The 11,975-nt window shown below is 41.3% G+C and carries 12 protein-coding genes; 5 read left to right on the top strand and 7 right to left on the bottom strand.

The features are described from left to right. Window positions 1-247 precede the first annotated feature (247 nt). Complete coding sequence (locus tag O1D97_RS09480) at window positions 248-415, top strand: hypothetical protein (protein WP_269125025.1); 168 nt, start codon at window positions 248-250, stop codon at window positions 413-415. A gap of 45 nt (window positions 416-460) precedes the next feature. Then, window positions 461-907, top strand: coding sequence for a group II truncated hemoglobin (locus O1D97_RS09475; RefSeq protein WP_269125024.1), 447 nt, complete (start codon window positions 461-463; stop codon window positions 905-907). Window positions 908-985: 78 nt separating this feature from the next. On the opposite strand, the gene norR is transcribed toward O1D97_RS09475, so the two are convergent. Further along, window positions 986-2,575, bottom strand: a complete 1,590-nt coding sequence (gene norR, locus O1D97_RS09470) for a nitric oxide reductase transcriptional regulator NorR (RefSeq protein WP_269125022.1) — start codon at window positions 2,573-2,575, stop codon at window positions 986-988. A 250-nt stretch (window positions 2,576-2,825) separates the two neighbouring features. Between norR and hmpA the strand changes: the two genes are divergently transcribed. Next, entirely contained in the window at window positions 2,826-4,010 is a 1,185-nt protein-coding gene (gene hmpA / locus O1D97_RS09465; protein WP_269125021.1) for an NO-inducible flavohemoprotein, read from the top strand. An 81-nt stretch (window positions 4,011-4,091) separates the two neighbouring features. Here the strand turns inward: hmpA and O1D97_RS09460 are convergent, their stop codons facing one another. The 5 genes from O1D97_RS09460 to cysQ all read right to left on the bottom strand — a co-directional run bounded on the left by O1D97_RS09460 (window position 4,092) and on the right by cysQ (window position 9,154). Continuing rightward, on the bottom strand, window positions 4,092-4,970 hold the full coding sequence (locus tag O1D97_RS09460) for a DMT family transporter (RefSeq protein ID WP_269125020.1): 879 nt from the start codon (window positions 4,968-4,970) through the stop codon (window positions 4,092-4,094). Window positions 4,971-5,073: 103 nt separating this feature from the next. Further along, the gene (locus O1D97_RS09455) at window positions 5,074-6,228 is read right to left on the bottom strand and encodes a GNAT family N-acetyltransferase (RefSeq protein ID WP_269125019.1); all 1,155 of its coding nucleotides are present in this window, start codon (window positions 6,226-6,228) and stop codon (window positions 5,074-5,076) included. Between the two features lie 31 nt (window positions 6,229-6,259). Then, on the bottom strand, window positions 6,260-7,099 hold the full coding sequence (gene aroE / locus O1D97_RS09450) for a shikimate dehydrogenase (protein ID WP_269125017.1): 840 nt from the start codon (window positions 7,097-7,099) through the stop codon (window positions 6,260-6,262). A 1-nt stretch (window position 7,100) separates the two neighbouring features. Further along, on the bottom strand, window positions 7,101-8,051 hold the full coding sequence (gene hemF / locus O1D97_RS09445; protein WP_269125015.1) for an oxygen-dependent coproporphyrinogen oxidase: 951 nt from the start codon (window positions 8,049-8,051) through the stop codon (window positions 7,101-7,103). 254 nt (window positions 8,052-8,305) lie between these two features. Continuing rightward, the gene (cysQ, locus tag O1D97_RS09440; RefSeq protein WP_269125013.1) at window positions 8,306-9,154 is read right to left on the bottom strand and encodes a 3'(2'),5'-bisphosphate nucleotidase CysQ; all 849 of its coding nucleotides are present in this window, start codon (window positions 9,152-9,154) and stop codon (window positions 8,306-8,308) included. Window positions 9,155-9,230: 76 nt separating this feature from the next. Between cysQ and hslR the strand changes: the two genes are divergently transcribed. Beyond that, window positions 9,231-9,644, top strand: a complete 414-nt coding sequence (hslR, locus tag O1D97_RS09435) for a ribosome-associated heat shock protein Hsp15 (protein ID WP_269125011.1) — start codon at window positions 9,231-9,233, stop codon at window positions 9,642-9,644. 175 nt (window positions 9,645-9,819) lie between these two features. Here the strand turns inward: hslR and dprA are convergent, their stop codons facing one another. Then, window positions 9,820-11,112, bottom strand: coding sequence for a DNA-processing protein DprA (gene dprA, locus O1D97_RS09430; protein ID WP_269125009.1), 1,293 nt, complete (start codon window positions 11,110-11,112; stop codon window positions 9,820-9,822). A 274-nt stretch (window positions 11,113-11,386) separates the two neighbouring features. Here dprA and def point away from each other — a divergent pair, with 274 nt between their 5' ends. Then, window positions 11,387-11,893: a peptide deformylase gene (gene def, locus O1D97_RS09425; RefSeq protein WP_269125008.1), complete on the top strand. Its 507-nt coding sequence runs from the start codon at window positions 11,387-11,389 to the stop codon at window positions 11,891-11,893. Window positions 11,894-11,975: the final 82 nt, after the last annotated feature.

Raw genomic sequence — 11,975 nt, 5'->3', positions numbered from 1 at the left:
AACTGAATTGTGGGTAGTATGGGGTGTTATACATACTTTTTTTCAAATTTTGGGGACAAAATAGTAAAAAGCCCAAGAATCAGTCACTAAATGTTACTCTATTTTTATCCACAAAATAAGCGGTAACGCATCAAACAGCCCAAACAAAAAAGAAATAGAATAAAAGTACTTTATAAACAGGTAAAAGCAGCAATTTGACTAAGATTTTATTAAACTGGTTATCATACTATTTTTGTTTGGAGTTTTTATGAAAAAGAAGCTAAAACCGATTGTCGAAGGTTTAGCCGTAGGTGTTGTATTCTTTAGTATTACCTTACTTTTTGAAATCCCTTTCTTTATGAGCATTATTATAGGTGTCTTAGCATCCATCGGAGGCTTCCGTAATTCCATTAAAATGGATAAAGAAGATAAATAACCGAATCATGAAGCTCGTAATACACGAACTAAAAAGGATCATTCTATGACAGTAGAAAAACCACAAACCATTAGCTATGGACAAGGTGATAGCACACTACAAGCTGTTGGAGGTACAACAGGATTACATCAATTAGTGGAAGATTTTTATCTCACCATGAGTACTCATAGTGAATTTAAAAAACTCAAAGATATGCACCCGAGTGACTTAACACTGTCGATAGATAAACTGTATTGTTTTTTATCTGGTTGGATGGGAGGAGAACGCTTATACAGCCAAAAATACGGTTCTATTAGTATCCCTCAAGCCCATTCTCATATTGATGTTGGCTATGAAGATAAGAAAATGTGGCTAGATTGCATGGCAATAGCATTAAACAAGCAGGACTACTCCGAAGAGTTAAAAACCTATTTATTAGCTCAGTTAGAGGTTCCTGCTGAACGCATTCGTCAAGTCAGTGCCGCCAGACAAGCCACCCAGAAGAAAAGCTAAACTAAAAGACACGATTGATAAGAACAAGTAAAGCATACAACGGCACTTGCTCTTATCTTTGTGTTATCCATTATGCTGTCATCCATCACTTTTAATTTGCTTGACCACAGAAATGCCTAAGCGCTTACTCAAGCGGATTAAATTAGCCCTGTCCATAGACAGTAATTTTGCAGCGGCGGACCAATTACCCACTGAGCGTTCCCACGCTTGCAATATCATAGAGCGTTGAAATTGATCGGTGGCGTCTTTTAACGATATTGAAAAGTCGGTTGCTTGATTACATTGACTGTTTGTCGACATCTCAAAATGAGTCAAATCCGTTTCTTCTGAAGAAAATAAATAATTCACATCCGCCACACAGATACGAGTAATAGAATGACGTGTATTCGCCTTAGCATGCAATGCGGCGCGAATAATCACATGCTCTAATTCTCGTACGTTTCCAGGCCAATGGTAATGGCTAAGCAACTCCAACGCTTGTGAGTCAATGATCAACTGGGACAATCCCAATTTTCGCCGGGTCTGTTCCGCAAAATACCCAGCTAATAAAGGCACATCACCAGAACGTTCTCTCAATGCCGGTACTTTAATAGGAAATACGCTTAACCTATGATAAAGATCCGCTCGAAAACGCTTTGCTTTTACTTCTTCCGCTAACACTCGATTTGTCGCTGCCAGAATACGTACATCAACATATTCAATAGCGTCTTGTCCTACTGGTTGAATTTCATGACTTTGTAATACCCGTAACAATTTACTTTGTGCGGCTAAAGGTAACTCTCCGATCTCATCCAGAAATAAAGTCCCACCATTTGCTAAACTAAATTTTCCTGCTCGAGTACGATCGGCCCCCGTAAAGGCACCTTTTACATGGCCAAAAAGCTCACTTTCCACTAAATTCTCAGGTAGGGCGGCGCAGTTAACATACACTAAAGGGCCTTCTGAACGACTCGAACAATGATGTAACGTTCGTGCCACCAGCTCTTTGCCAACGCCTGTTTCCCCTTCAATTAAGGTAGCAAAATCAGAGGGCGCCACAACTTCAAGTTCTTGCTTTAATTTACGCATTGCAGGACTGTTGCCAATAATTTCACCTCCGTCCTTTACTAATGCTTCAGTGGTTAATTCCAGAACCACTTTCTTCACATGTTGAGATTGGGTTTCAAGTGTTTGCAGCAACATTGAGGTGTTTAATGTCGCGGCCGACATGGCGGAAATGATATCAAGTGTTCTTTGAGGAATATCATCAAATACATTCGGTTCCATACTATCTAAAGTCAATACGCCAATGACTTCATGGTCCACAAGCAATGGCAACCCCATACAAGCATGGATAGGTAGATTCCCTTCGTGAAGCAATAACATGCCATCGTATGGATCAGGTAAAGGCGAATGTTTTTCAAACACGATCGGAATTTTAGAGCGACATATTTCTAAAAAACGAGGGTGGGAGTCAATATCAAAACGTCGACCAAGCGTATCTTTTAAAAGTCCATGTTGTGCCAAGGGAATAAGGATTCGACCCTGTTGACGTAAGAGTACCACCGCATCACAAGAGATGGTTTGACGAATCACTGTCAATAATCGATCGAACCTATCGATCCCTGTAACACTGTTTGTTAAATCAATCGCAAGATCAATCAACGCATTAGAAGATATGGCTGCCATAACGTACTCTCTTTCGAATTGGCACTAGGGTCAGTATTAACCTTTAACGGCCACGTTTACATACTAAAACAGTTTGACCTAAATAGGTCATTTTGACCTATAAATATTTTAGGTCATTTTGACATGAGTCATTTTTTAATTCTGTTAGCATTATGTTTTATAAAGGTTTTTACTTCTTGGCATAGGCAATGCAATACCGCAAATACGTTTACTAAAAATGCTTTTTTAATTTTATTGTCGAGGAACAACCATGCTTACAGAAAGCCAGATTGCTACCGTAAAAAGTACTATTCCTTTATTAGAAGATGTTGGTCATTCCCTTACCCAACATTTCTATCAGCGTATGTTCAAGCATAACCCAGAGTTAAAACATATTTTTAATATGAGTAACCAGCATTCAGGAGCCCAATCATTGGCCTTGTTTAATGCAATTGCCGCCTATGCAAAGCACATAGATAACTTGCCAGTGCTGACGCAAGCCGTCGAAAAAATTGCCCAAAAACACACAAGCCTTTTTATTCAAGCAGATCACTATGCCATCGTTGGCCACCATTTGATTGAAACCTTACGAGAACTTGCTCAAGATGCTTTTACCCCTGAAATAGAAGACGCTTGGACCGCCGCTTACGGACAATTAGCAGATGTTTTTATCCAACGAGAAGGCGCTCTTTATCAAGCAAGAGCAGAGGCGGAAGGGGGTTGGAAAGGCGCTAGAAAATTCCGCTTAATAGAAAAACGTATTGAGTCCGAACTGGTGAAAAGCTTAATCTTTGAACCTATTGATCAACAAGCGGTGATTGGCTTTTTACCAGGTCAATACCTCGGTATAAAAGTACAACCAAAAAACTCAGAATATGAGCAAATACGTCAATACTCTTTATCTGATACGGCGAATGGTGAAACCTATAGAATTTCAGTAAAACGAGAAGCAATGGGAGTGCCAGGGATAGTGTCCAATTACTTACATGATGGCTTACGGTTAAATGATGAGGTTGAACTCTTTGCCCCTGCAGGCGATTTCTTTTTTGTTGATCGTAACCGACCTGTGGTGACCCTATCCGCCGGTGTCGGTCTAACACCTATGATTTCCATCCTAGAAAGTCTGGCTCAAAAAGGCTATCCACAACCGGTCATGCATCTGCATGCTTGTGAGAATCACCAGCAGCACTCTTTCAAGAAGCGAGTCTTACAGCTAACGCAAGCGCTTAATTTAACTCATCATACTTGGTACAACAACGACCATAGTGAAGACCCTCTTATTCATCACGGATTAATGGATTTAAGTTCGATCGAGAATTTACCTTTGGAAAACGGTGATTTCTATCTTTGCGGACCCATAGGCTTTATGAAGTTTGCAAAACAACAGCTGGAAACATTTGGCGTGAGTACAGACCGAATTCATTACGAAGTATTTGGACCACATCAAGATATGTAATTTCTTAATCACATCATAGTGAACTTTGGCTAGGTTCTCTGATGGGCGCTAGCCAAAGCGCCTACATTTATGCTGGCGAAGTTATTCTGACTTTAAGGCTTTTTTAAATGAAAACCCTGTCGTTCTCATGGTTCCCAAAATAACCAGGACACCACCTACAAAAGTATGTATACCCACTTTCTCATCCAGAAACATCACCCCCCAAAGCACACCAAAAATAGGGATTAGAAAGGTCACCGTTAATAGAGAAGGGGCTCCTATTTCTCCTAATAACTTGAAAAAAATCAGATACGCAACACCAGTACATAGTACGCCAAGAGCAATCACGGAAAGTGATTCCGTGGCATTTGGCGTGGTATTTGGCGTAAAAAACATTGCGATCGGCAAGAGGGCAAAGGTCGCCATTAACATTGAGCCTTGGGCATTCTCAAATGGTGCCACAGAAGGCCCAACTTGCGTATACGTAGTAGCAATGCCATAACAAAGAGGTGCACCTAAAACAACAAACACAGCAAACCAAGCTTGGGTTTTAAACAGTTCTGGGTCGAAACCAACAATCACAGAAACGCCTAATACGCCCAACGCTAAGCCAATAACGGTATTCCGTGAAAGCGGGGTGCGAAAATACAAAGCCGCAATCGCGGTACCAAATACCGGCGTCAAAGCATTCACAATCGACATCATAGAAGCGGTTAAGTACTGTGCCGCGTAACCATAACACAGAAAAGGCAAGGCACTACTCATCACCCCTAGAAACAAAAAGTGCTTCCAGTTTTGACGAAGAGACAAGCTTTTTTTCATCAACAAAGCGACCACACACAAGAATAATGCCGCAAAACCCACACGTGCTTCGATGAGCCATACGGGACCAAGAGAAGGGGCGCCGATACGCATAAATAAAAATGATGCGCCCCAAATAGCCGCTAATAATAATAACTGTAATGCACTTTTAACGCCCATAACGCACCTTTAGCTGAGTTGCTGTTTGTTTAATGATTAATAATAAAATGATGAAATAATGCTAAAAGCTAGAATGACCATCAATTAATGTGGCAATAAGACACTATATTGACTTAAACGGTAGCCGTTTCGTTGTTTCCTGATGATACAACACAACGGCATCGGCTTCTTCTTTACAAAATGCACCAATAGCCTCTCGAAACCCTTCATTCTCTATATAATGCACACTATGAGAAAAGACAGGTTCGAATCCACGCGCGATTTTATGCTCACCTTGTGTACCAGGATCAAAGTGCTGCAAGCCTTGTTCTATACAGAACTCAATGCCTTGATAGTAACAAGCTTCAAAATGCAAGCAGTCGAATTCCTGCAAGCATCCCCAGTAACGACCATATAAAGCATGTTCGTCAAAGAAACACCAAGACGCCGCAACCAGATTCTCATTTTGATAAGCAAAAACGAGTAAAACTTGTTCACCCATAGTTTGAATGAGTTGTTGAAAAAAAGCCTTAGTTAAATAGCCATGCTGCCCACGTTTCCCGTAGGTTGACTGATAACACAGGTAGAAAAAATCAATTTCCTCAACACTTAAGCCAGTGCCTAATTTTCGTTCTAAATGTAGCCCTTGTTGAATGACCTTGTTTCTTTCTTTACGGGCCGTTTTACGTTTACGACTAGAGAAATGCTCTAGATAATGATCTATATCTCGATAGTTACGATTAAACCAATGGAACTGACACGATAGACGCAACGAAGCTGGGTCATGTTCAAAAGCATGTTTCACGTGAAGCTTAGTAAACAAAAGGTGCCAACTAGAGGTTTTTTGTTCCTTGGTTCTCTGAGTTAGTAAATCGCCAACGGCAGCGTACAAACCTAAGCTCTCTTCTGAATTTCCTTGAGGATCTAAAGCCGTAAAAATACGGGGGCCGGTAACGGGCGAAAAGGGCACAGCCCATACCCGTTTTGGATAATAGCGATGCCCATAACGTTGGTAGGCATCCGCCCAAGACCAATCGAATACAAACTCACCCTGTGAATGGGTCTTTAGATAGGTTGGTACAATGGCAACAGGCGTGTCATCGTCTTCCATCAATAAGATGTATTCTGGATACCAGCCCGTTTCTCCGCCAACACTCCCACTCTCTTCTAATGCCGCATGAAACGCATATTGAGCAAAAGGATAATCCGTTGCTCCGATCGCCTGTTGCCACCGTTCAGCACCTATTTGTTGGACTTGATTAAACCATTGTGCCTTCATTTAAAAACCTTTATGTCAATCTACACACAGTTTAAGAAAGGTCATCGCGCATTTTTTGAATTAGCAAGCAAGTATCAGGACGCTGCATTCTCCACAAGTAAAACGACTCTGCCGCTTGTTCAACTAACATTCCTAAACCATCAGATCCGTTAGCCCCTAATGTCTGCGCCCACTTTAAAAATACTGTTGGCTCTTTGCCATACATCATGTCATAGCACCAGGTACCCGTTTTAATCACGGAATCTGGTAAAGGAGGAAGGTCACCATCTAAGCTCGCCGACGTGCCATTAATAATGACATCAAAGTGGCCTTCTAATGTTTCGAAGGCACTGGCCGTAATAGGTGTTGTTTGTTTATGGAAATGATCCGCAAGTGCCTGAGCTTTTGACAGTGTTCGGTTCGCCACCACAATCGTACTTGGTCCTGCATCACGTAATGGCTCCAAAATGCCTCGAACAGCACCGCCCGCACCTAATACTAATACTCTTTTGTCTGTCAATGACTGACTATGGTTGTCGCAAATATCACGAATCATACCGACACCATCGGTTGTATCCCCAAAAATATCGCCATTTTTTCCTATTAATAGGGTATTCACTGCACCCGCTTGTTGCGCACGGGAGCTTAAAACATCACACAGTTGAAAGGCTCGTTCTTTAAAGGGTACAGTGACATTCAGTCCTTTCCCTCCTTGCTCAAAAAACGTTTTCACTTGCTGCTCAAAACTATCTAGGTCTCCCAAAAATTTTGAATACTGTATTGGCTGTTGTGTTAATTCAGCAAAAAAATGATGAATTACGGGAGACTTACTGTGTTCGATCGGGTTACCGAACACACCATATTGATCTCGTTCTATCGATGTTTTGGTCATTCTATAGTCCTCGGTTCAACCAGTTTCTATCAGTAAGGAAATACGTTAAGAGGCGTGCTTCTTCAGTTCCTTCTGCAGGTTTATAGTCATAGCCCCATTTTACTTCTGGAGGCAATGACATCAAAATAGACTCAGTTCTACCCGCACCACTTTGCAATCCAAAATGCGTGCCTCGATCAAACACCAAGTTGAATTCCACATAACGACCACGGCGGTTTAATTGGAAATCGCGTTCTCTTTCTCCATAAGGTGTCGCTAATCTTTTCGCTACAATAGGATGGTAAGCTTTAATATAAGCATCACCAACAGATTGCATAAACGCAAAACTGTCTGCAAACCCTAACTCAGAAAAATCATCAAAAAACAAACCGCCAATCCCGCGAGGCTCTCCTCGATGTTTTAAGTGAAAATACTCATCACACCATTTCTTAAAGCGATCGTAATAATCCTCACCAAAAGGTTCACAGGCTTCTAAGGCCGTTTGATGCCATTGAGTACAGTCCTCATCAAAACCATAATAAGGCGTCAAATCGAAACCGCCTCCAAACCACCAAACCGATTCCATGCCTTCTTTATGCACCACAAACAAGCGCACATTCGCATGCGAGGTGGGAACATATGGATTTTTTGGGTGCATGACTAAAGACACACCCATGGCTTCAAAACGGCCTCCAGCTAATTCAGGACGATCCGCCGTAGCTGAAGGAGGTAACTTGTCCCCCATCACATGGGAAAAATTCACCCCACCTTTTTCAAACACTTCACCATTCTCTATAACGCGAGTACGGCCGCCGCCACCATTTGGACGATCCCACGCATCTTCTTTAAAGCGTGATAGAGGTTCAAACATCTCTAAAGCGGCGCAAATTTGATCCTGCAACCCCATAAGATACGCTTTTACGGCTAGAATATTTTCCTGAGTTAATCCGTGTTGAACATTATTAGCTGTCACATGCTTCTCCGATAAAATGCCATCAAAATACCAACATCAGTAGGCTCGTACTTTTCAATCAGCAAAGTTTACCATTCATCGATCAGAAGAGGGTATGCAACACCAAATAGAATCTTGGGTTTTTTCATTACCCAAGTGATTTATTGGATCAAAATTTCATTCAAAAGAAAGGAGATAGAAAAGTTGGGGGAAATTTCGACTGTCATATTTCCTCCCGATCAACACAAGGCCATTTTTCCATTTATAAAATGAATTTATTCATTCGTTTTTTCTGACTGGTACCAATCTAATATCACCGGAGCCAAGGCAGAGGTCGCCACAAAAAAGTGTCCATTTAATAGGGATTCGCGTTTATTATAAGCAAAGGGAATACCGTTAAAATCCATTAGAACGCCACCGGCCGCTTCAACAATCGCTTGCGTTGCGGCCGTATCCCATTCGCTTGTCGGGCCACGACGTAAATGTATATCCGCAACACCTTCAGCAATACGACACGCTTTAATGGAACTGCCTTTGGTAATTTCTTGAATATGAGAGAAATCATTTAGCAATTGAGCTTTTAATGTGTCGGGTAAAGAAGGGCCATGACTGCGACTTGTCATCGCGACTAAAGTGGATTCGGGCTCTCGTGTTGCAATCACTTGGATTGCTTTTTCAGTCCATTTGATTGCGCCTTTTTCTAATCCTTCAACCTCTCCAGTTACACCAAAAAAACCTTCTTTCGTGACCGGTAAGTAAACCATTCCAAGAATGGGTACATGATGCTCAACCAAAGCAATATTAATGCTGAACTCACCATTACGTTTAATAAATTCTTTTGTGCCATCTAACGGATCAACAACCCACAGCAAAGGCCATTTCACTCTCTCTGAAAATGGAAAAACACCTTCTTCTGAAAGCACAGGAATATCTGGTGTCAGCTTATTTAAACCCGCAAGAATAATATGGTGAGCCGCCATATCCGCAGCGGTAACCGGACTATCGTCTGACTTCTGTTGTATATCTAAATCATGGCGTTGATAAATTTCCATGATTGCATCGGCCGCTTTGTGTATTATCTGTTGTAACTCGATAAAAAATGGGTGGCAATGAACATCCTTCATAGTAACTTACGCCTCAACATCGAACTCAAAAAAATAAACTCAAACATAGAAATTTAATAGGTAAATACAGTCTCTTATGAGTAAAACAGAAAAGCAGCCTGCTTCACAAGTAATACGTTTAGACAAATGGCTATGGGCCGCTCGTTTTTACAAAACACGGTCACTTTGTAAAGACGCTATTGACGGTGGCAAGGTGTCCTATAACGGTTCAAAGGGTAAAGCCAGCCGCTCTGTCGAAGTCGGTGCCACGCTCACCCTAAAACTAGGTTATGACGAAAAAACCATCATCGTAAAAGCCCTTAGCGAGCAAAGACGCGGCGCACCTGAAGCACAATTACTGTACGAAGAAACCGCTGAGTCTATTGAAAAACGGGAAAAGAAAGCCTTGCAGCATAAAACACTTGGCGGCCGTATCATGTCAGATCACAAGCCTAACAAAAAAGAACGACGTGATATCAAACAGCTTAAAACAGATATTTTTGGGCTCTAACACTCCAATTTTCAGAGGTAACCTTAATCTATCCTTACTTCTCAATGTGTAGCACACTGTCTAAAAGCGCGCTTTTAGCTTCAGAATGACAATTCCCTCATTCCATAGATTATACTGGTAAGATAAAGAGGTAAGGGCGACATACTTCTTTATCGTCTACCTACCTGTTGATTCATTACCTACTACCACCGTATTGATAGCATTGCCTGTAACCCGTTGTATGCGCTTCAATACAGGCGGACATTTCTAGCTCAACCAAAGCTTGCATTAAGTCACTAACACTACAGCCAATAATATCGATTAAATAGGAGAATTCCAGTACTTCATCTTTGTCACATCGCTCAAAGCAAATCAATATAGACTGAGCCACTTTAGATAATGATTCAACGGGAGCCTCGACGGGTTGCATGAATAAGGTCTCGCTCTTAGTTTGCTCAGCGTCAGAAGAGGTATTATCAGGTAATTTCTGAATAGCCACAGCAGGTAATTCATTTAATATATCCGCCAAATCCATAACTAAGGTAGCACCTTGCTGTATTAACTTATGGCACCCTCGAGCATTTCTCTCATTTATTCTTCCCGGTATCGCAAAGACCTCTCGGTTATGTTGCAAAGCATAACTCGCACTGATTAACGAGCCACTTTTTTCGGTTGCTTCCACTACGAGAATCCCTTCGCTTAAACCACTGATAATTCTATTTCTAGGAGGAAAGAGGTTAGGGCGGGCCACTGTCATGAGGGGATATTCGCTCACCAAGGCACCGTTTGTTCCTAAAATAGTTTCAAATAATCTCGTATTGGATTTTGGATAGCACTTTTCTAACCCTGTCCCCATTACCGCAACATTGGGCTTTACCGCCGCATTCGCGCCTTCATGAGCCGCACTGTCTATACCGGTAGCGCCACCACTTACAATAGTAATGCCCACCTCACTTAACTGCTTAGCAAACTGATAACCCAGTTGTCGACCATAGCGACTACAACGCCGAGCCCCAACAATACCTAAGCAGGTATTCAATAAACAGTTTAGGTTACCTTTTACATATAGGAGAACGGGAGGAACGGGGATTTCACTTAATTTGGGAGGATAATCCATTTCGCCTTTTAAGAGTAAATAATGAAACTCTTCTGTTAGCCATTCCATCGTAGACTCTAATTTTGCCTTTGTTTCCGAAGACAATAGGCCGTGTTGACAATACTGACCTGCATGAGAAGCCGTCGCTTTAGGCCATTTCAATTTTACAAATAAATCGCTGTCCAACTCAGAGCAAAAAGTCGCGCTATAATCTCCTGCCGCTTCTAGCGCAACGAGATAATTCCATAGTCTATCTAAGCGGGTCGGCCCTGCACCTTTCATTAAACTTAAGCATAGCCAATCGAGCTTAGTCAGTGGTCTTTGACGAGACGCACTTTGGTCGTCTTCTAATAAAGAATCGATCGAGTCATCGATAGAGAGTTGCATCGCCATGGTACTTTCCTTAGCATTCAATCAATATAATACATTGTGTTGTTCTACGACTTACTTCATCGCTTTTCCTAAACGATATTATTAATTATTCAAACATAATTGCGTAATTCACTCCATAGAAACGCTGATCAATCTTTTAACATACGTTACAATAGAAGAATAAAATTATGACAACTTATTCATCTCTTTGACTGAGTATGCCTTTATCTGATTAGAGTTGGATCAAGGAAAAATCAAAGTAGATCAATTTAGAACTGAATTGTGGAAAATTATTATGGCTGTGTTACCGGTATTAGAATTCCCTGATCCGCGCTTACGTACTGTGGCGAAAACCATTACAGAGTTTACTCCAGAGCTGCAACAGACAATCGATGACATGTTAGAAACCATGTATGAAGAGAATGGTTTAGGTCTGGCTGCGACACAAGTGAATTATCACCATCGCTTAGTTGTTATGGATTTTTCAGACGAAAAGAATGATCCCATCATATTCATCAACCCTGAATTTGAAGTGCTTGACGATGCACCCAATGAACAACAAGAAGGGTGTTTATCGGTTCCTGGTTTTTATGAACATATTTACCGCGCAGCCAAAGTAAGAGTAAAAGCATTAGATCGTCATGGCAAAACATTTGAAATGGAAGTAGATGATCTACTCGCTGTCTGTGTCCAACATGAGATAGATCACCTAGACGGCAAACTGATGGTGGACTATCTATCACCGTTAAAACGAAACCGTATTAAAACCAAATTGCTTAAGCAGAAAAAAATGAAAGATTAACACATTCACCTTTCATTACTTTAGCTATGGTTTGTATATAGACCTATGAAAGATTTGAAAATCAGGCTGCGGCCTGATTTTT

It is taken from the genome of Marinomonas phaeophyticola, from assembly GCF_026966905.1.
GTDB classification, from domain to species: Bacteria; Pseudomonadota; Gammaproteobacteria; order Pseudomonadales; family Marinomonadaceae; genus Marinomonas; species Marinomonas phaeophyticola.
The sequence above is the reverse complement of the archived record's forward strand: the minus strand, read 5'-3'. Positions and strand labels throughout refer to the sequence as shown.

Excerpts from the sequence above, each read along its gene's own strand:
- O1D97_RS09475 (WP_269125024.1), top strand. The coding sequence starts at position 461 with ATGACAGTAGAAAAACCACAAACCATTAGCTATGGACAAGGTGATAGC.
- O1D97_RS09480 (WP_269125025.1), top strand. The coding sequence starts at position 248 with ATGAAAAAGAAGCTAAAACCGATTGTCGAAGGTTTAGCCGTAGGTGTT.
- hslR (WP_269125011.1), top strand. The coding sequence starts at position 9,231 with ATGAGTAAAACAGAAAAGCAGCCTGCTTCACAAGTAATACGTTTAGAC.
- aroE (WP_269125017.1), bottom strand. The coding sequence starts at position 7,099 with ATGACCAAAACATCGATAGAACGAGATCAATATGGTGTGTTCGGTAAC.
- norR (WP_269125022.1), bottom strand. The coding sequence starts at position 2,575 with ATGGCAGCCATATCTTCTAATGCGTTGATTGATCTTGCGATTGATTTA.
- hmpA (WP_269125021.1), top strand. The coding sequence starts at position 2,826 with ATGCTTACAGAAAGCCAGATTGCTACCGTAAAAAGTACTATTCCTTTA.
- def (WP_269125008.1), top strand. The coding sequence starts at position 11,387 with ATGGCTGTGTTACCGGTATTAGAATTCCCTGATCCGCGCTTACGTACT.
- cysQ (WP_269125013.1), bottom strand. The coding sequence starts at position 9,154 with ATGAAGGATGTTCATTGCCACCCATTTTTTATCGAGTTACAACAGATA.
- O1D97_RS09455 (WP_269125019.1), bottom strand. The coding sequence starts at position 6,228 with ATGAAGGCACAATGGTTTAATCAAGTCCAACAAATAGGTGCTGAACGG.
- O1D97_RS09460 (WP_269125020.1), bottom strand. The coding sequence starts at position 4,970 with ATGGGCGTTAAAAGTGCATTACAGTTATTATTATTAGCGGCTATTTGG.
- dprA (WP_269125009.1), bottom strand. The coding sequence starts at position 11,112 with ATGGCGATGCAACTCTCTATCGATGACTCGATCGATTCTTTATTAGAA.